The sequence below is a fragment of the Synechococcus sp. WC101 genome (assembly GCF_047461555.1).
Taxonomy (GTDB): domain Bacteria; phylum Cyanobacteriota; class Cyanobacteriia; order Thermostichales; family Thermostichaceae; genus Thermostichus.
The window spans coordinates 1-17,218 of the sequence record NZ_JANSHG010000035.1; the positions used below are offsets into that span (position 1 = coordinate 1).

Sequence of the window (17,218 nt, forward strand, 5' to 3'; positions counted from 1 at the left end):
AACCTGCTTGAAGTAATCCACATCCATCATCAGCAGGCAGAGATAGCGATAGCGGGCTTGCTCACGCGGCCCCACCTGTTTGAGCAAATGTGGCAACGCCTGGTCGAGGGCGCGGCGGTTCAAGGCACCGGTCAAGGGATCCGTCAAAGACAGAGACTCCAACAGCTCGTTGCGGGCCCGCAGTTGCCGGTTGGCCTGAGCCAAAGCTTGGGTAAGCCGCTGCAGGCGCAGCCCCGCCCGCACCCGTGCCCGCAGCTCCTCAGGATCGATCGGCTTGGCGATAAACTCATCTGCCCCTGCATCCAGTCCCTGCACCCGATCCTCAACTTCGGAGCGGGCGGTGAGCAAGATGAAATAGATGAACTGTCCGGCGGGCAAGTTTTTTAGACGGCGACACAACTCCACTCCAGACAAACCCGGCATGACCCAGTCGCAGATGATCAAATCCGGCCATTCGCTTTCATCCAGGGTCTGCAGGTGCTCCCAGGCCAACTGGCCGCTTTCCCAGCTTTCCACCCGGTAGTTGGAGCTTTTGAGGACTTCGCCGATGTAACGACGGTTCACCGGGTCATCGTCGATGACCCAAATGCAGGGAACCTGAGCCGGCACCTGGCTCCACGAAACTTCCTCCAAGGGCAAGGACTCCGCCCCGCCAACGCGAGCAGAAGGCAGGCTGGAGGAAGACCCCCAGCCTTCGAGTTCAGCTGACAACATCAAAAGAAAGCTAGAAAGCTCTGATACGGTGAATAATGCCGATCCTATCCCCAAAGGCTAGCTGCAGCTAGAGCTGGGAGTGGCCAGGCAAGCCGGATTGGTGGGCCGTTCGCCCAGGCCAAGGTGCAACGCTTCCACAAACTGTCGCACCCGGATTGGGTCGATGAGGGGAAAGGGATCCGCATAGCCCGCTGGCATGCCGGCGGAACGGGCCGGCCGTTTCAAAGAACTGGCCACAATCACGCCATCCGCGTGGCGGATGAGGTTGCCGATGTTTTCGGCGGTGGCTCCTGAGCCAATCAACAGAGGTACCTGAGGGGCGACTTGGCGGGCCAGCTTCAGATCTTTCAGAAGAGGCGGCTTTCCGGTGGCCCAGCCAGAGAGAACGATGGCATCGGCCAGGCCGCGCTCCACCGTGTCGGCGATGGCCGCCTCCAGGCTGATGGGACTCAGGGGCTGGGCGTGCTTCACCAGCACATCGGCAAAGATCTTGATGTCGGCCCCCAGCTCGCGGCGGTAGCGCAGCAGGCGGTGGGCATTTCCCTCGATGATGCCCTGGTCGGTCACCATCGCCCCGCAGAGGACATTGACCCGGATAAACTGGGCCCCCACACAGGCGGCAATGGCTAGGGCGCTGTAGCCATCGTTGCGCAAGACGTTGATCCCGATGGGCAGGGAAACCAGCATCTTGATCCGCTGCACCACCACGGTCATGGCGCTCACCACCGCCGCATCCACCCGCTCCTTGGCAAAGGGGGCATCGTAAAAGTTCTCGACGAGGATCCCGTCCACGCCTCCTGCCGCCAGGGCGGTAGCGGCCTGTTCTGCCTGCGCGATCACCCACTCCAAGTCCCCTCCCCAACGGGGCGAGGTGGGCAGCGGCAACAGATGAACCACCCCAATAACCGGATGGGGGGTTTTGAAAAGATGTTGCAGCAGAGTCACCGGCAAGTTCCCTCAGGGATCCATAACAATCTTACGCCCGGATTGGATCCCTGTCGGCATTCTCTCCGGGGAGGAAGGGGCGGGATTCCTGGCAGCGGCCAGGCCGCGCAACAGGCGGGGAACTAGGCTTGGCCCTTCATAGACCCAGCCTGTATAGACCTGGAGCAGGCTGGCCCCGGCCTCCAGTTTCTCCATGGCATCGGCCAGGGTGAAGATGCCCCCCACTCCAATAATCGGCAATTGCCCCTGAGTGGCCTGGTGAATGTAGCGGATCACCTGGGTGGAGCGCTGCCGCAGGGGGGCGCCGCTGATGCCGCCGGCTGCCGCGGCGAGGGGCCCCAGCCCTGGCAGGAAGCGGGTTTTCAGGTTGTCGCGGCGCAGGGTAGTGTTGGTGGCTACAAGCCCCGCCAGTCTGTAGGCTTGGGCCAGCTCCAGGATGGCGTCAATTTCTGGCCAATCTAGGTCAGGGGCAATCTTCACCAAAAGGGGCTTCTGTCCGCGATTTTCCCCCTGCAACGTCGCCAGGATGGGCGCCAACTGCTCGGCAGCCTGCAGGGATCGCAATCCCGCTGTGTTGGGGGAGCTGACGTTGACCACAAAATAGTCTCCCAGCTCCCGCAACAGACGAAAGCTGGCCAGGTAGTCAGCCGCCGCCTCCTCCAGGGGGGTGGCCTTCCCTTTGCCCAGGTTGATGCCGATGGGAATGGGACGTTGGCGCAGCCGGCGCAGCCGTTCGGCCAGAGCTGCCGCCCCCTGGTTGTTGAAGCCCATGTGGTTGAGAGCAGCCCGATCCTGGGGCAACTGGAACAGGCGCGGCTTGGGGTTGCCCGGCTGAGGCCCAGGAGTGACGGTGCCCACCTCCACAAAGCCAAAGCCCAAACTGGGCCAGACGCCCACAGCTAGGCCATCCTTGTCAAAGCCTGCGGCCAGGCCAATGGGATTGGGGAAGGTGAGGCCCCAGAGCCGTACTTCCAGCCGCGGATCCCGATAGCAGAACAGGCGCTCCAAAAGAGCCAGGATCCCGGTGGCCTGGGTGGCGTCCAGCCACTCCAAGGCGCGCAAGAGCCCCACCTTAACCGTTTCCGGGTCAGCCCTCAGGCCCGAAAAAATCAAGGGCCGCAGCACATCTCGGTACAGGTTCACAGCAAAGACTCGCTCCCAAGCTGTCACCCCTCTTGTTGATCTTCCCCAAAAAACAGGGGCCTGCAAAAGTCTCCTCTGCAGGCCCCCGCTTTTGAGCTTAGGCGGGAACTGGCCCGGCCAAGCCGAGCACCACCGGCCTAAAGACTCTTAGCCTTCCGGCTCAAACACTTTCAAGTCGACGATCTGCCCGCCCTTGAAGGTCCAGTGGGCAAAGGTTCCGGCCACGTCTCCGTTCTCGTCGAAGTTCAGCGAGCCGGAAGCGCCAGTGTAGTCAATGTCCTCCCCTTTCTTGAGTAGCTCCACTGCCTTGGCCCACTCTCCTGGCAGGATCTCGGTGCCGGGGGGATTGGCCACTTGCCGCAGAGCATCGCGGATGGCGGTGCCGTCGGCGCTGCCGGCCTTTTGAATGGCCAGAGCCAAGACAAAAGCGGCATCGTAGGCCGTGTCGATGTAGGGGGTGGGGGGCAGCTCCCCGTAGGCAGCTTTGTAGGCTTCAGCAAAGATTTGGTAGGCTTTGCTGTCGGTCAGAGCCTGGGGCGAGGTGCCGATGGATCCCTCTAGCTTGTCCGCCCCCACCTGGGTGGCCAGATCGGGAGAGCGCATGCCATCTGTGAAGACAAAGCGGTCAAATAGCCCCCCTTCCAAAGCCTGCCGCAGGATGATCGCGCCGTTTTCGGGATACCCGATCAGCACCAGCGCCTGGGGATCCCCTTCCTTGAGCTGATCCAGCTCGCCGCGGTAGGAGGCTTGGCCGGGTTCGTAGGGAACCGACTTGGTAATGGTGCCGCCCCGCTTTTCAAAGGCGGCCTTGAAGCTGTCGGCCAGCCCCTTGCCGTAGTCGTTATTGATGTAGATGATGGCCAGGCGCTCCAGGTTTTCTTCGCGGGTAATTTGCGCCAGGGCTACCCCTTGGAAGGCATCGGAGGGAACGGTGCGGAACAAGAAACCATTGTCGTCCAGGGTGGTGATGGTGGGAGCGGTGGAAGCTGGCGAAATTTGCGGAATCTTGCTGGGAACCGTTACTGTCGTGGCCACCGGAATGGTAACGCCACTGCCCAAAGCGCCAATAATGGCGGCCACCTTCTCCACGTTCACTAACCGCTTGGCCGCATCAATAGCCGGCTGGGCTGACGTCTGGTCATCCGCTTCCACCACTTGAACTTGAGATCCGAGGACGCCGCCAGCGGCGTTAATCTGATCCAGAGCCAGCTTGATGCCCTTGAGGCAGTTTTCCCCATAGGCCTGCAGGTCGCCCGTCAAGGACAGCAGCGCTCCTATTTTGATCGGGGTTTGGGCTGCTTGCTGAGCTGTGCTCGGCAGCAGGGTGGTGACCAGTGCCGCCGCCGTCAGGGCCGCCGCCGTTGCGAAGGCCCGCCGAGTCAGTTTGTGCATGGGAGACATAGCCAAGAACCTCCAATGAGAGAATAAAACTGCGATTCCCAAAAGTTGTATAGAAGCGGACGTTGGCTCACCTCGGAGAGTTCCCCTCTAGAGTTGGCCCAACCCCCGGGGAGCAGCTTCCTGGCAAACCTATTCTCGAGTTTGGTTAAGTAAGGCTCATTATCCTACGATGAAAGTTCATAGAATGGCAAAGTCATCAGGTAATGGAGTTTTCCCAGAGCAGCAGCGTGATCGTTATCGACAACATCTCCAAACAGTTTGGCGGCGTCAATGCCCTGGATCGCTGTTCCTTCCGCATCGAAGCTGGCCGGATCACGGGCTTGATTGGCCCCAACGGGGCGGGGAAGACAACTCTTTTCAACATCATTGCCGGGTTTATTCGACCCAGCAGCGGCCGGATCTGGCTGGATGGAGAAGATGTCACCGGCCTGCCTCCCCACCGCTTGTTCCACCGGGGTCTGGTGCGCACCTTTCAGATCCCGCGGGAGTTTGGCCGCATGACCGTTCTAGAAAACTTGATGGTCGTTCCTCCTAAGCAGGCGGGGGAAAACCTGTTCAACGCCTGGTTTCGCTGGCGGCGGGTGCAGCGGCAGGAGCGCCAGCTTCAGGCTCGGGCTGGAGAAGTTTTGGAACGGCTCAACCTCATCCACCTGCGCGATCAACTGGCGGTCAACCTTTCCGGCGGGCAAAAGAAGCTGCTGGAGCTGGGACGTACCCTAATGGCGGACGCGCGGGTCATCCTCTTGGACGAGCCGGGGGCTGGGGTCAACCGCACTTTGCTGGCAGACCTGATCCGCTTTATCGAGTACCTTAACCGCGAGCGCGGCTGCACCTTCTGCATCATCGAACACGATTTGGATCTGGTGACCCGCCTCTGCCACCACGTGGTGGTCATGGCGGGGGGGAGGGTGCTGACTCAGGGATCCATGCAGGAGATCAAGCAAAACCCAGCCGTGCGGGAGGCCTATTTGGGATCCATTGCCCTGGCTGATGCCCTCAGCTCCTCCCAGACTTCCACCGTCTCGCCGGAGAGATCCCCGCCATGACCCCCTTGCTCGAGATTCAAGATCTCTACAGTGGCTACCGCGGCGTGGACATCCTCAAAGGGATCCGCCTCAAGGTCACTCCAGGCCAAATTGTAGTGATCATCGGCCCCAACGGGGCGGGCAAATCGACAGTGCTCAAGTCTCTTTTTGGATTGGCCACCGTCCGCTCGGGCCGAGTGCTGTTCCAAGGTTCTGACATCACCCATCTGCCTGCCGAGCAACTGGTGCGGCGAGGAATTGGCTTTGTGCCCCAGACCCACAATGTCTTTCCCTCCCTCACCGTCGAGGAGAACCTGGAGATGGGGGCCTTTATCCGGGGCGACAACTACGCCCCCCAACTGGAGCGGGTTTACGAGCTGTTTCCGCCCCTGAAGGAGAAGCGAAAGCAAGCGGCGGGATCCCTCTCCGGCGGGCAACGGCAGATGCTGGCCATGGGGCGGGCGCTGATGGCGGAGCCGCAGCTGTTGGTGTTGGACGAGCCGACAGCCGGCCTGTCGCCGCTGTATGTCGAGCAGACCTTTGCCCTCCTGCAGGAGATCAACCGCCGCGGCGTCAGCATCCTAATGGTCGAGCAAAATGCCAAGCAGGCCTTGGCTATAGCGGACTGGGGCTACGTCCTCTCCATGGGAGAAAACCGCTTTGAGGATACCGGCCCCAACCTATTGCACAACCCCGAGGTGTTGGAGCTATTTTTGGGCGGCTGAGGCCCTCACCCTCGGGGAGAGGGGAGCTAAGCAGAGCCGGCCAGTTGCAGTTGGCGCAGTTGGGCTGCCTGCTTGAGAAGGGCTTCCACAAAGCCCATTGCCTCCTGGGCGGAGTGGCCGGCAGCCAGTTGGGCCAATTCTTCCCGGCGCTCCCCTTCTCTCAGCGAATCCACCCGCACGCAGGTTCGCCCTTCTTGCACCACTTTGTAAACCCGCAGGTGGTGATCGGCTAGGGCGGCAACCAGGGGCTGGTGGGTAACGCAGAGAACTTGGTGGCTACGGGCAATCTGGTGCAGTTTGGCGGCGATGGCCTGCGCTACCTTGCCGGATACGCCAACGTCGATCTCGTCGAAGACCAGAGTAGCCACCGGATCGACGCGGCTGAACACCGCTTTTAAGGCCAGCAGAAAACGGCTCATCTCGCCGCCGGAGGCAATGTCGGCCAGCGGCTGCAGGGGCTCGCCGGGGTTGGGGCTAAACCAAAAGCTCACCTGATCCACCCCTTCGGCGGTGGGGGATCCGGCTTGGATCTGCACCTGGAACTGCACACCGCTCATCCCCAGGGGCCCAAGCTCCTCCACGAGAGCCTTTTCCAGTTGGTGGGCCGCCTGCTGCCGCAGATGCGAGAGCATCTGGCAGTGGCGCTCCAGCTCCTGGGCTGCCTGGTCTAGCCGCGCCTCTAGTTCCTCCAAGTCGGTGCTCTCGTCCCGCAGTTGGGCCAGCTCTGCCTTGAGCCGCTCTGCGTGGGCCATCACCTCGGCCAGGGTGGGGCCGTATTTGCGGCAGGCCTGTCGCAGTTGGGCTAGGCGCCGTTCAATTTTGCTTAGCCGACTGGGATCCGCCTCCAGGGTCTCGCCGTAGCGCAGCAGCTCCCGCCCCGCCTCCTCCACCTGAACGAGGGCGCTGCTGACCATCTCGACTAGGGGAGTTAGGTCGGGATCCCGTTGAGCCATGCTCTGCAGCAGCCGCTCGGCTTGGACCAGGAGATCGGCAATGGCCGGCGAGCCGCTGTCATTTTGGTAGAGCAGTTGGTGAGCGGCATAACTCTGCTGCTGCAGTTCCACGCGGTGGGCCAGGCGCTCCCGCTCCCGCTCCAATTTGGTCAGCTCGTCGGGATCCTCCAGGCGCAGGGCAGCCAGCTCTCGGGCTTGCAGCTCTAATAGATCTAGGCGCTGCAGGCGCAGTTGTTGAGTCTGCTGCCGGGACTCCATTTCAGCTTTGAGCTGGCTCCAGGTCTGGTAGCAAGCTGCCACCTCTGAACGCAGGCGCAGCAGCTTTTCGCCGCCAAAGGCATCCAGCCAGCGGCGCTGGGTTTGGGGAGACTGGAGTTGGCTTGTCTGGCCCTGGGCGGTGATCTCCACCAGTTGGGAGCGCAGGCTGAGCATCTGAGCCTTGTTCACGAGCACCCCATTGACTCGCAGGCGGCTGCTGAGCTTGCCGTTGCGCATCACCAGCTCGCGGCTGCAGACCAGGCCTTCTTCCAAAGGTTCAATTTGCTCTTGCTCTAGCCAGGCCTCCAGCGCGGCCGTAGGCTGGAAAATGGCTTCCACCAAGCCCCGATCGCTGCCGCTGCGCAGAGCGCGAGCCGGTCCCCCGAGCGCGGCATCGAGGGCATCGAGAATGATAGATTTGCCCGCCCCTGTTTCTCCGGTGAGCACGTTCAGCCCCGCCCGAAAGGGAATCTCCAAGTACTCGATCAGGGCGAAGTTCTCGATCCGCAACAGGCGCAACATAGGGATCCCGTTGGCCTTCCTGTCTTAGGTTAGCCCACCTGCCGACTTAGGCGGAACGGGGGAAGAGCAGCTTCAAGGGGTGGCCTCCGGCGTCTCCTCTGTTCTAGCAGCGGTATCGGCAAGCGGCTCGGAGGTAGCGGCTGAGGCATTGGGTGTATTAGGCGCTACCTCTGCCTCCTGGAGAGAGGCGGAGGGTTCGAGCTCGGCTTTTGGCTCTGTGGCGGTGGGCTCGGGGGCAGCGGCAGCGGCTTGGGCAGCCTCTTTTTGCTGTTGCCGCTCGTAACGGCGTCGTTTGATCCCCTCATCCACCCACACGTACACCAGACTGAGAAGGGAGAGCCCCGCCGTTCCAATTAAAACCCAGAGTAGAGTGTTGTCTATCGTCATGAGTGAGATCCGTCAAACTCTGCCGCCAACGGAAAACGCCGCGCCCAAGGCTTGATCTTACCGTTGAAGCTGCTTTGCCCAATCTTAAAAGACGGGATCCATACTTTTGCCATGCGCTACCTCAAGTTTTATAAACCCTACGGCGTGCTCACCCAGTTTACCGACCCGGCAGGGCGCCTCACCCTCAAGGCCTTCATCCCAGTGCACAGCGTCTATCCGGTGGGGCGGCTAGATCGCGATAGCGAAGGACTGCTCTTGCTCACCGATGACGGCCAGCTCCACGCCCGCCTGATCGATCCCAAATTTGGCCACAAGCGCACCTACTGGGTGCAGGTGGAAGGGATCCCTACGCCCCAGGCCCTGCAGCAGTTGCAAGAGGGAGTGGTCATTCAGGGGCGAAAGACCCGGCCGGCTGAGGTTAGAGTGCTAGCCGAGGAGCCGGATCTGCCACCGCGGGATCCGCCCATTCGCTTTCGCCGCTCCATCCCCACCACCTGGCTGGAGCTGACGCTGCGGGAAGGTCGCAATCGCCAGGTGCGCCGCATGACTGCTGCGGTCGGGACCCCAACGCTGAGGCTGGTGCGGGTAGGACTAGGCCCCCTTTCCCTAGCAGGTCTGGCTCCTGGCCAGTGGCAGGATCTCAGCGAGGCGGAGTTGGCCCGCTTGCGGCACTGCTGTTTTGGCCAGTCGCGCCGTCCCCGGCTTGGGCGAGAGTTACAGCACCCCTTTTGAGCTAGGGATCCCATCTTGTCGGCGCGGATCCCGTTCTACGGCCATGCGCAGGGCGCGGGCAAAGGCCTTGAAACTGGCCTCGACGATGTGGTGGGCATTGAGACCCGCCACCTGGCGGATGTGCAGGGTAAGCTGGGCGTGGTTGGCCACCGCCTGGTAAAACTCGCGCACCAACTGGGTTTCGTAGCGGCCAATGCGTTCGACAGTCAGCTCCAGACCATAGCTGAGGTGGGGGCGCCCGGAAAAGTCCAGCACCACCTGCACCAAGGCCTCATCCAAAGGCGCCCAAAAATGGCCAAAACGGTAAATGCCGCGCCGATCCTGCAGCGCCTGCGCCAGCGCCTGTCCCAGGGCAATGCCCACGTCCTCATTGGTGTGGTGGTCGTCGATGTGCAGATCCCCCACGGCCTTGATCTGGAGATCAATTAGCCCATGGGTGCTGAGCTGGGCCAGCATGTGGTCCAAGAAGGGGATCCCGGTGTCGATCTCGTACCGCCCTCTGCCATCGAGGTTGAGATGCACTTGAACGTCCGTTTCATTGGTGCGGCGGTGAACCGAGGCCGTCCTGGGCTGCAGTAGGCGGGGGGAGTCGATGGCTGTCATGGCAAGGGTAGGGGAGCACTAGGAAGTCCCAGCTCTAGGATCGCACAGGTAGGGGTGTCAGAATCAGCGTCTTTCGCAAGGGGGGCAGGCGGGCTCAGGTTGCAGAGGGGGAGAGTGTTCCTTGCAGGATTGGCAGCAAGTTCAACGGGCCCTCAAGCAGTACTGGGGCTACGAGGCGCTACGCCCACCTCAGGAGCAGGTCATCCGCGCCTTGTTGGAGAAGCGGGATGCGCTGGTGGTGTTGCCGACGGGTTTCGGCAAGTCTCTGTGCTTTCAACTGCCGGCTCTGCTGCAGACAGGGCTGACCCTGGTGGTCTCGCCTCTGATTGCCCTGATGGAAGATCAGGTGCAGGATCTCTGGAAGCGCCGTCTGCCGGCGGCCTGTTTGCACAGCGAGCTGGATCCGGCTCTGCGCAAGCGGGTGTTGCGGGCTTTGGAGGAGAACCGGCTGCGTCTACTGTATCTGGGGCCGGAAACTCTCTTCAGCCCGCCAGTCTGGGAGCGGCTGCAGCAGGTGCCCCTCAACGGCCTCATTGTTGACGAGGCGCACACCTTGGTGCACTGGGGGGGATCCTTCCGGCCCGACTACCGCCGTCTGGGGTTGGTGCGCCCTGCCCTAGGCCAGCCTACCTTTCCCATTGCCGCCTTTACCGCCACTGCCGATCCCGAAACCCTCAGCCGCCTGCGCCACATCCTCGACCTGCAGAATCCGGAATGCATTCGCGCTGACCCGCTGCGAACCAACATTTCTCTCAACGTGGCGGTGGCCTGGAGCCCAGCGGATCGCCGTCGGCGCCTGCTGCGCTTTCTGGCGGAAAACCCCGGCTCGGGCCTGGTGTACGTGCGCACGCGACGGGATGGAGAGGAGCTGGCCGAGTGGTTGGGCCGCCACAACCAGAAAACCGCCACCTACCACGGCGGCCTGGAGGCGGGATCCCGCCGTCGGCTGGAGCGGGCTTGGCTGGAGGGCGAGCTGCGCTTTCTGGTCTGCACCAACGCCTTCGGCTTGGGGATCAACAAGCCCGACGTGCGCTGGGTGCTGCACTTTCACCCGCCCCCCAACTTAATGGACTACCTGCAGGAGGTGGGGCGGGGCGGGCGGGATGGCGGCCCTTGCCAGGCCCTGATGTTGGTCTCCGAGCCGACAGGCCTCTTGGATCCCACCGATCGCCAGCGCCAAGCCTATTTCTATTCCCAGCAGGAGCGCTTGCTGGCCCAGGCGCGGCGTTTGCTGCAAACGCTGCCCCCCCAGGGATCCTATGCCGACTTGCCCCCCGGAGAGACGCGGGTGGCCCTGGGCCTGCTGCAGGAGATGGGCTGTCTGCACTGGCCAGATCCCTTTCACTTTCAAGTGCTGCACCGCCACTGGCAGCCGCCGCGGCAGGATCCCTGGCAGGGGATGGACGACTTCATCCACAGCCGCGGCTGTCGCTGGCAGGTCATCCTGCGGCATTTTGGCTACCCTGAGAACCAGCCTGGTCTGCCCTGCGGCACCTGCGACCGCTGCCGGGCTTCCCAAAGGCGCTGATGGGTGCTTGCCCAGCCTTGTAGCCAGCGATAGGATCCCCTCGCTGAGGCTTTCCTGGAGTGTCCATGGGTGGTTCTGGATCCCCAGTTGCAGCGCTTGAGCAGCCCTTGTCCCTGGCGCAGCAGGTGGCGCAACTGCTAGTGGTGCCGGTCTCGGCCCGCCTGGGATCCCAGGCTCCTCCCCGAGAGGTTCTCAAGCAGCTGATCCAAGAGGTGGGGATTGGAGGCATCTGGATTACCGATGGCCATGTGGCTGAGGCCCTGCTCCTCATTGAGGAGGCGCAGTCTTGGGCGACTCTGCCCCTTCTTGTGGCAGCCGAGGCCAGTCGCGGCCTGGCTCTGCAGGGAGCTACTTCCTTCCCCCACCCCCTGGGCCTGAGCCGCCTGGGCTCTGAGGCCGAGCGCTGGGCGGAACAGTGGGGAAGGATCACGGCGCGGGAGGCGGCAGCCATTGGCATCAACTGGCTGCTTGGCCCGGTGGCTGAGCCCCTGGGGCAGGGTCTAGCAAGACTGGCGCTGGCGGAGGAGCCACAGCTGGCGTTGCAACTGGCGCGGGCCTTCGTGCGCGGCTGCGAGCAAGCGGTTCCGGAGGGGATTCTAACCACCGCCAGAGCCTTCCCCGGCCAGGGCTGGGCAGAGGGGCGGGCCAACCCCCTGCTGTTGCTAAAGCCAACTGCTGACCCCTGGTGTCCTCGCCTAAGCCTCACCTTGGAGGAGCTGCAAGCAGGACCCTGGCTGCCGTTCCGCGGTCTGGTGGACCAGGTAGGAGCCATCTCGGTTGCGCCAGTGGTGCTGCCGGAGTGGGACGAGCGCTGGCCGCTCTCTCTTTTGCCGGGGCGGCTGACCCAGCTGCTGCGCCAAGAGTGGGGGTTTAGCGGTCTCATTGTGGCAGAGGGCCTCGACCAAAACTTCCTAGCCAACCTGGCTGATCCCCCCCTGCTGGCGGTGCGGGCTCTCCAGGCCGGCGCCGACCTCCTTTTGGCCCCTCCCGACCCAGTGGCGGCCGTCACAGCCATTGTGGAAGCTGTGCGGCAGGGATCCCTGGACGCCCAGGCCATTGCCCAATCGGTGACGCGGGTGCTGCGGGCCAAGCAGCGGCTTTTCCCCTCCGCCTCCGCCCTGCTCAAGCAAGTGTGGCCGGCCCTGGCGGAAACGGATTTCAGCCTGGTTCCCGGCTGGATGGGGGCTAAAGACCCCACCGACCCCGCCCTCTGCCGCGGCTTTTCCGACGAGCAACTGAAACCCCTGCTGTTGGGAGATCCCCTCGCCAAGGACTCACCTCTAGCCAAGCTGTTCGGCACACGTCCGCCTCTGCCCAGAGTCGCCCGGTTGGGATCCCTCTTGGCCGAGCAGGATATTGCTCCCTGTCAAGCTGCCATGGCCCGCGGCGGCGTGACAGGCGGCCAGGCTTTGCCCCTGCCCGCTCCCCCCGGCAGTTGGAACTGGATCTGGCAAGATCTCGCCCCTGGCGCTGAGACAGCAGGGCTATCGGCGGCCTCTCCCGCCCTCAGCATTCCCGCCGGCCTCGGCTTCTCTCCTTTGCTCAGCCATCCTCTCACCCCTTTGAGCTTGCTGGAGACGGCCCTGGGCAGCGCCGGCCAACTGATCTTCCAGGCCTTTGTCGAAGAGCCTTTGCCCAACTATGTGCTGGATTGGCTGCAACAACAACGAGAGCGGGTGGCAGCCGTCGTCGTTTATGGTAACTTATCCTTCTACCGACGCCTGCAGGCGCACTTTCAGTGGGCCAACGCCATCCACAGCCTCAATCCTGATCCCTGGGCCCAGGCAGAAGCTATGCAGCGTCTGTTTCCCCACCGGCTCATCCCGGAGAAACCCGAGCCTCAGCCAGCATCGACAAATAATTAAGAAAAAGTAAATACCATTGCAGATTGTTGGCAGAAAGGGGCCCCTGAGCTATCGTATTGATGGAAATGTAAACTATTGAAACGGTTTCTCTCAGGGTTGTCTGTGCCTTCCTTCCTCTCAGACATCGCTGGATCGGGCAGTTCTCGCCCCTCTGGTGACGGTGAGTGTGAGCTTGAGCGAACCTCCCCGCAGCGTCCGCAACCGTTCCTCCACTCTTTGCAAGCGCTGCTGTCAGGGCGCTGGGCGACAAAGCTTGGACTGGGCTTGGCTGTTGTGGGTCTGGCAATCCTCACCTGGATTTGGCTGGCTGCAGGAGCTGGGCTGGATCCTTACACTAAAGCCGTCCTCAGCCTAGAGGGTCAGCCCAGCCATGGTGCTTCGTTGTTTGCCCTCAACTGTGCCGCCTGTCATGGAGAAGAAGCCGATGGCCGAGTTGGCCCCAGCCTGCGGGGAGTTAGCAACCGCCGCTCCGACCGGTTTATCATTCATCAGGTAACCAGTGGCAAAACTCCGCCTATGCCCCAGTTTCAGCCGGATCCCCAGGAGATGGCAGATTTGCTCAGCTACTTGAAAACCCTCTGAGGCCAGCTCATGGGCCTGACCCAGCAGCTTGCTTGCTACGCTCTCTGGCTGGCCTCCGTATTTGCCTTTGCGGAATGGCTGCGCTCCCGACAGGTGGATGGGGAATGGGTGCGCAAAGTCGTCCATATCGGTGTGGGCAATATCATTCTGCTGGCCTGGGCCTTGCAGGTGCCCCGCTGGCTTGGGGTGGGGTTTTCCTTGGTGTTTGCCGGCCTGGCGCTGCTCTCCTACCGGGTGGCTATTTTGCCTAGCTTGAATGGGGTCGGGCGGCGTAGCTTCGGCACTTTCTTCTATGCTGTCAGCATTGGCCTGTTGCTGTATTGGTTTTGGCTGCCGCAGCGACAGGTATTCGCGGTGATTGGCATTTTGGTGATGACCTGGGCCGATGCGCTGGCGGGCTTGGTGGGCAAAATTTGGGGCAAGCACCTCTATCAACTGGGATCCCTTCAAAAAAGTTGGGAGGGATCCCTGACCATGTGGGCAGTGAGCAGCTTGGTGATTGCGGCGCTGCTGCTGGGGTACTTCGGCTTTTCTCCCTCCTTGCTCGCCATCAGCCTCTTGGTGGGAGGCCTGGCCATGGGCCTAGAGGTCTTCTCTTGGTGGGGGCTGGATAACCTGACCGTGCCTTTGGCCAGCGCCGGGCTCTGCTTTGCCCTGCTGCAGCTTCTGGACGAACTGTACCTGTAGCGGAGTTGCTACTACTGTGACGGGTTTGGCGCGGAAGCGACTTCTAGGCCCCGCGGCGTTCTTGTTCTCGCTCTTCTTGTTGCTGCCACTGCCTGATCAGCTCTTTCGCTGCCTGGGGGGTAAAGTAGTCCAGCTCCATCAGCTTGCGATAGGTGAGGAGCTGCCGCATCTCCAGGGGCATGTCTGCCTTCCGGTAAAAGTAGTGGATGCGGCTGATGTTTTGCTCCATCTCGGCGAACTCCTGCTCCCGCTGCATTTGCCTTTCCTGCTTGAGCACCTTGTGGGGAGCAGACATGCGATTCGGGATCCGCTGCGCGCTGGTGGCTTTGCTGGCGAGAACCCGATGGGTTCCGCTTTGCCGACTGTTGGCGCCGTTGAAACGGCTGAAAAAGAAAGAGAGCATCCGTCAACCTCACACAGGCAGAGAAAAGAGGGTCGTCTTACACTAACTTCACAATATCAAGCTTAGATAAAGCTGTGAAGCCGCCAGTGATCTGGATCCCTTTTGGGAAAGCCCGTACCTTTCACAGGGCAAGGAGTGTATCTCTCCTGTCCCTTAGGAGAGTTGAGGCAGAGACAAGGCTTGGCTTGGGCAGGCAGACTTATAGAGGATGTTATCAGTATTTACACGTATGCTTGGACGAAGATAGGGTCAAAGCGCAAAATTATTTGCGGGCTTTCACGCACAATGACAGGGATCTTGAATAACTGTTACATGGTGCTTGCCCGGAGGCGCTACAGGTGAGATTCGTCGCCGCTCAGCAGCCAGGTAACCGAGACACCCAGCGCCTTGGCAAAAGCCACCAGCTCTTTGTCGATGACGCGCCGTTTGCCCTTTTCCACCTGGCCGATCTTGACGTAGTCCAACTGCACGCCGTACTTAGCCAGGCGACCCGCCAGTTGATCTTGGGTCAGTTGCAGCTTCTCCCTTACCCAGCGCACCCGCTCTCCGATCAAGTTGGCCGATGGAGGGTGCTGGTTGAGGTTAGACTCCATAGGAGCAAGAGATTGTGAATATTCTTTTCCAGACTGAGGAAGCCGATGGCTCCCGCGGCGCCCCATGGTAGCCTATGCTGGCAAGGCTACCCCTCCTCTTCCACTTTATAGAACCTGTGGGAGCCTGCTCGACAGCAGGCGAGCTAGCTGTCTCCTGAATATCTTACACAAGGTCTAGATCGAAAATCGCTTATGGATGTTTTCGCGCAGGATGCGCTGCCGGCGAGAACTTGGCAGATGGGATCCCTGCCACTCCCGCACCCAGCCGGAAAAATTTCCGGGCAAAAAAGAGGGCCATGATCGATTTTCGCTCGCGCCAGGGGGAGAAACTTTTCTAGACTAGGAGGTGACGTTTTCTCCTCACTTGGCCGTGGTTTTCTCTCGTCCTCATCCTGAAAACATTGCCTCGTCCCGCCAGGAGCTCGACGATCTCTGGCTTGAGGCCGAGTCTGCCTCTCAGGATCCGGCTGCAGAGGCCGACCTAGAGCCGGGCGCCAGCGGGTTGCGGCTGAATGAAGACGCCGTCGATCACTACTTGAATACAATTGGTCGGGTGCCCCGCATCGATCACGCGGAGGAGATCGAGCTGTCGCGCAAAATTCAGCAGAAGCTGCTCATCGATCAGGCCCGCAGGGAATGGCGGCAACAGCGGGGGCAGGATCCCAGCGATGAGGAACTGGCAGCAGCCCTGCAGATTCCTGTGTCTACCCTGCGCTCCCGCATCCGCCAAGGGGAACAGGCTCAGCGCAAGCTAATCAACGCCAACCTGCGCCTGGTGGTCAGTGTGGCCAAGAAGTACCTCAACCGGGGGGTGCCCTTTTTGGACTTGATCCAAGAGGGCAACATGGGTCTTATTCGGGCCACTGAGAAATTCAATGCCGAACGAGGTTTTCGCTTCAGCACCTATGCCCACTGGTGGATTCGCCAGGGCATTACCCGCTGCATTGCCAACCAAGCCCGGACGATTCGCCTGCCGGTGCATATGGTGGACAAAGTGCGTCTGCTCAAGCGCACCAACCGCGAGCTGATGAAAGCCCGAGGGCGACGGCCCACAGAAGCCGAACTGGCGGAGGCGCTGGGCATCAAGGTTAAGAAGTTGCGCATGATCCAGCAGGCTGCCGCTTTGCCCCTGTCGTTGGATGTGCCGGTTGGCCAGGAAGGGGAAAGCCGCCTGGGGGATTTGCTGCCGGATGAGCGGCAGGAGCAACCCTTTGAAGAGATCCTCGTGCAATCTCTGCGGCAAGATGTGCGTTCTGCCATGCAGGCCCTGAAGCCCATCGAGAGGCAGGTGCTGGAGCTGCGCTATGGGCTGGATGGGCAAAGGGCGAGAACTCTGCGAGAAGTCGGGGATCACTTTAACTTAACGCGGGAGCGGATTCGCCAGATCGAGCGGGATGCTCTGCGCAAGCTGCGCCTAGGCCATCCTTCGCGGGCTTTGGCCCAGTACATTCGCTAGCTTTTGCCGCAGCCTCCCGGGGTTCGGGCGGGGATCCCCGCGCGAGACGGGTTTTCAGCCCTTGGGATCTGCCTTGCAGCCCCCTAAAATGGCGGTAAGCCAGATCGCTGGGGATCCCCATGTCCACCGGTTCCACGCCTGCTTCTGCCAGGGAGTGCTCGCCGCAACAGGCGCAGCTTTGGTTACGAGGGCTGCTCAGCATTGCTTGGGCTGGTGACATCCTCTCCCGCTAAGCCCTGACGGGCTGTAGACGGGAGCTTCCGAGAATCACTTCCCGGAGTTGCTGCTTCAACGGACTGGTAAACCAGGATCCTCCACAGCCAGAGAGCGGCAGTCCCACCGCCCCCCTATATCCCCCCGTATACGGGGGGACCTGAGTCCTCGCTTCAAAATCTCGATAGCAGCGTTCAAGTCTCTGTCCCACGACCCGCAACGAGGGCAATCATGCACCCGTTCCGACAAGGTCTTGGGAACACGCTCCTCACAAACACAACAATTTTGGGACGTACCACGGGGATCCACTCTCAACACCTGTTTGCCGCGTTTGACCGCCACTGCTGTCAGAATGTCGAGAAATCGTCCCCAAGCCGCATCCAAAATCGATTTAGCCAACCGAGTTCGTGCCAGCCCTCGGACGTTGAGATCCTCCACCACCAACAGGTCGTATTGCCCCACCAGCCAGTGCGCCACTTGGTA

At 61.5% G+C, this 17,218-nt stretch carries 18 protein-coding genes; 8 read left to right on the forward strand and 10 right to left on the reverse strand.

What is annotated here, in order from left to right; translation table 11 throughout:
• The 4 genes from NW809_RS03985 to NW809_RS04000 form a co-directional block, all read right to left on the reverse strand.
• A partial coding sequence (locus NW809_RS03985; RefSeq protein WP_414401568.1) for a response regulator occupies nt 1-609 on the reverse strand: 609 nt, incomplete at its 3' end.
• A 162-nt stretch (nt 610-771) separates the two neighbouring features.
• Nucleotides 772-1,659 carry a photosystem I biogenesis protein BtpA gene (btpA, locus tag NW809_RS03990; RefSeq protein ID WP_011431405.1) on the reverse strand — a complete coding sequence of 296 codons (888 nt, stop codon included), beginning with the start codon at nt 1,657-1,659 and terminating at the stop codon, nt 772-774.
• A 12-nt stretch (nt 1,660-1,671) separates the two neighbouring features.
• Nucleotides 1,672-2,802 carry a quinone-dependent dihydroorotate dehydrogenase gene (locus NW809_RS03995; RefSeq protein ID WP_011431406.1) on the reverse strand — a complete coding sequence of 377 codons (1,131 nt, stop codon included), beginning with the start codon at nt 2,800-2,802 and terminating at the stop codon, nt 1,672-1,674.
• Nucleotides 2,803-2,949: 147 nt separating this feature from the next.
• On the reverse strand, nt 2,950-4,203 hold the full coding sequence (locus tag NW809_RS04000; RefSeq protein WP_414401569.1) for an ABC transporter substrate-binding protein: 1,254 nt from the start codon (nt 4,201-4,203) through the stop codon (nt 2,950-2,952).
• Between the two features lie 203 nt (nt 4,204-4,406).
• On the opposite strand from NW809_RS04000, the gene NW809_RS04005 reads away from it, so the two are divergent.
• Both NW809_RS04005 and NW809_RS04010 read left to right on the forward strand, forming a co-directional pair.
• Nucleotides 4,407-5,249 carry an ABC transporter ATP-binding protein gene (locus tag NW809_RS04005; protein WP_414401570.1) on the forward strand — a complete coding sequence of 281 codons (843 nt, stop codon included), beginning with the start codon at nt 4,407-4,409 and terminating at the stop codon, nt 5,247-5,249.
• The gene (locus NW809_RS04010) at nt 5,246-5,953 is read left to right on the forward strand and encodes an ABC transporter ATP-binding protein (protein WP_414390562.1); all 708 of its coding nucleotides are present in this window, start codon (nt 5,246-5,248) and stop codon (nt 5,951-5,953) included. The genes NW809_RS04005 and NW809_RS04010 overlap by 4 nt, the downstream gene beginning before the upstream one ends.
• A gap of 26 nt (nt 5,954-5,979) precedes the next feature.
• On the opposite strand, the gene recN is transcribed toward NW809_RS04010, so the two are convergent.
• Together recN and NW809_RS04020 are read right to left on the reverse strand one after the other, a co-directional pair.
• Nucleotides 5,980-7,686: a DNA repair protein RecN gene (gene recN / locus NW809_RS04015; RefSeq protein WP_414401571.1), complete on the reverse strand. Its 1,707-nt coding sequence runs from the start codon at nt 7,684-7,686 to the stop codon at nt 5,980-5,982.
• Between the two features lie 72 nt (nt 7,687-7,758).
• Nucleotides 7,759-8,073: a hypothetical protein gene (locus tag NW809_RS04020; protein WP_011431411.1), complete on the reverse strand. Its 315-nt coding sequence runs from the start codon at nt 8,071-8,073 to the stop codon at nt 7,759-7,761.
• Between the two features lie 111 nt (nt 8,074-8,184).
• Between NW809_RS04020 and NW809_RS04025 the strand changes: the two genes are divergently transcribed.
• Nucleotides 8,185-8,805, forward strand: coding sequence for a pseudouridine synthase (locus NW809_RS04025; RefSeq protein WP_414401572.1), 621 nt, complete (start codon nt 8,185-8,187; stop codon nt 8,803-8,805).
• Here the strand turns inward: NW809_RS04025 and hisB are convergent.
• Nucleotides 8,788-9,408: an imidazoleglycerol-phosphate dehydratase HisB gene (gene hisB, locus NW809_RS04030; RefSeq protein ID WP_414401573.1), complete on the reverse strand. Its 621-nt coding sequence runs from the start codon at nt 9,406-9,408 to the stop codon at nt 8,788-8,790. The two genes, NW809_RS04025 and hisB, sit on opposite strands and share 18 nt — an antisense overlap.
• 121 nt (nt 9,409-9,529) lie before the next feature.
• Between hisB and NW809_RS04035 the strand changes: the two genes are divergently transcribed.
• The 4 genes from NW809_RS04035 to NW809_RS04050 all read left to right on the forward strand — a co-directional run bounded on the left by NW809_RS04035 (nt 9,530) and on the right by NW809_RS04050 (nt 14,070).
• Complete coding sequence (locus NW809_RS04035; protein WP_414401574.1) at nt 9,530-10,936, forward strand: RecQ family ATP-dependent DNA helicase; 1,407 nt, start codon at nt 9,530-9,532, stop codon at nt 10,934-10,936.
• Nucleotides 10,937-11,001: 65 nt separating this feature from the next.
• A complete protein-coding gene (locus NW809_RS04040) occupies nt 11,002-12,801 on the forward strand; it encodes a glycoside hydrolase family 3 N-terminal domain-containing protein (protein WP_414401575.1) in 1,800 nt (599 codons plus the stop codon).
• 264 nt (nt 12,802-13,065) lie between these two features.
• Nucleotides 13,066-13,383, forward strand: coding sequence for a c-type cytochrome (locus NW809_RS04045; protein ID WP_011431416.1), 318 nt, complete (start codon nt 13,066-13,068; stop codon nt 13,381-13,383).
• A 9-nt stretch (nt 13,384-13,392) separates the two neighbouring features.
• Entirely contained in the window at nt 13,393-14,070 is a 678-nt protein-coding gene (locus NW809_RS04050; RefSeq protein ID WP_414390571.1) for a diacylglycerol/polyprenol kinase family protein, read from the forward strand.
• 43 nt (nt 14,071-14,113) lie between these two features.
• On the opposite strand, the gene NW809_RS04055 is transcribed toward NW809_RS04050, so the two are convergent.
• Together NW809_RS04055 and NW809_RS04060 are read right to left on the reverse strand one after the other, a co-directional pair.
• Entirely contained in the window at nt 14,114-14,473 is a 360-nt protein-coding gene (locus NW809_RS04055) for a hypothetical protein (RefSeq protein WP_414401576.1), read from the reverse strand.
• Nucleotides 14,474-14,805: 332 nt separating this feature from the next.
• Entirely contained in the window at nt 14,806-15,066 is a 261-nt protein-coding gene (locus tag NW809_RS04060; protein WP_041438621.1) for a helix-turn-helix domain-containing protein, read from the reverse strand.
• Nucleotides 15,067-15,412: 346 nt separating this feature from the next.
• Here NW809_RS04060 and NW809_RS04065 point away from each other — a divergent pair, with 346 nt between their 5' ends.
• On the forward strand, nt 15,413-16,522 hold the full coding sequence (locus tag NW809_RS04065; RefSeq protein WP_240527797.1) for an RpoD/SigA family RNA polymerase sigma factor: 1,110 nt from the start codon (nt 15,413-15,415) through the stop codon (nt 16,520-16,522).
• Nucleotides 16,523-16,810: 288 nt separating this feature from the next.
• Here the strand turns inward: NW809_RS04065 and NW809_RS04070 are convergent, their stop codons facing one another.
• A complete protein-coding gene (locus tag NW809_RS04070) occupies nt 16,811-17,212 on the reverse strand; it encodes an RNA-guided endonuclease InsQ/TnpB family protein (protein ID WP_414401577.1) in 402 nt (133 codons plus the stop codon).
• Nucleotides 17,213-17,218 lie beyond the last annotated feature (6 nt).

What these genes read in the sequence shown, in the direction of transcription:
- NW809_RS04000 (WP_414401569.1), bottom strand. Translation starts at nt 4,203, where the DNA reads ATGTCTCCCATGCACAAACTGACTCGGCGGGCCTTCGCAACGGCGGCG.
- NW809_RS04005 (WP_414401570.1), top strand. Translation starts at nt 4,407, where the DNA reads ATGGAGTTTTCCCAGAGCAGCAGCGTGATCGTTATCGACAACATCTCC.
- NW809_RS04010 (WP_414390562.1), top strand. Translation starts at nt 5,246, where the DNA reads ATGACCCCCTTGCTCGAGATTCAAGATCTCTACAGTGGCTACCGCGGC.
- recN (WP_414401571.1), bottom strand. Translation starts at nt 7,686, where the DNA reads ATGTTGCGCCTGTTGCGGATCGAGAACTTCGCCCTGATCGAGTACTTG.
- NW809_RS04020 (WP_011431411.1), bottom strand. Translation starts at nt 8,073, where the DNA reads ATGACGATAGACAACACTCTACTCTGGGTTTTAATTGGAACGGCGGGG.
- NW809_RS04025 (WP_414401572.1), top strand. Translation starts at nt 8,185, where the DNA reads ATGCGCTACCTCAAGTTTTATAAACCCTACGGCGTGCTCACCCAGTTT.
- hisB (WP_414401573.1), bottom strand. Translation starts at nt 9,408, where the DNA reads ATGACAGCCATCGACTCCCCCCGCCTACTGCAGCCCAGGACGGCCTCG.
- NW809_RS04040 (WP_414401575.1), top strand. Translation starts at nt 11,002, where the DNA reads ATGGGTGGTTCTGGATCCCCAGTTGCAGCGCTTGAGCAGCCCTTGTCC.
- NW809_RS04050 (WP_414390571.1), top strand. Translation starts at nt 13,393, where the DNA reads ATGGGCCTGACCCAGCAGCTTGCTTGCTACGCTCTCTGGCTGGCCTCC.
- NW809_RS04055 (WP_414401576.1), bottom strand. Translation starts at nt 14,473, where the DNA reads ATGCTCTCTTTCTTTTTCAGCCGTTTCAACGGCGCCAACAGTCGGCAA.
- NW809_RS04060 (WP_041438621.1), bottom strand. Translation starts at nt 15,066, where the DNA reads ATGGAGTCTAACCTCAACCAGCACCCTCCATCGGCCAACTTGATCGGA.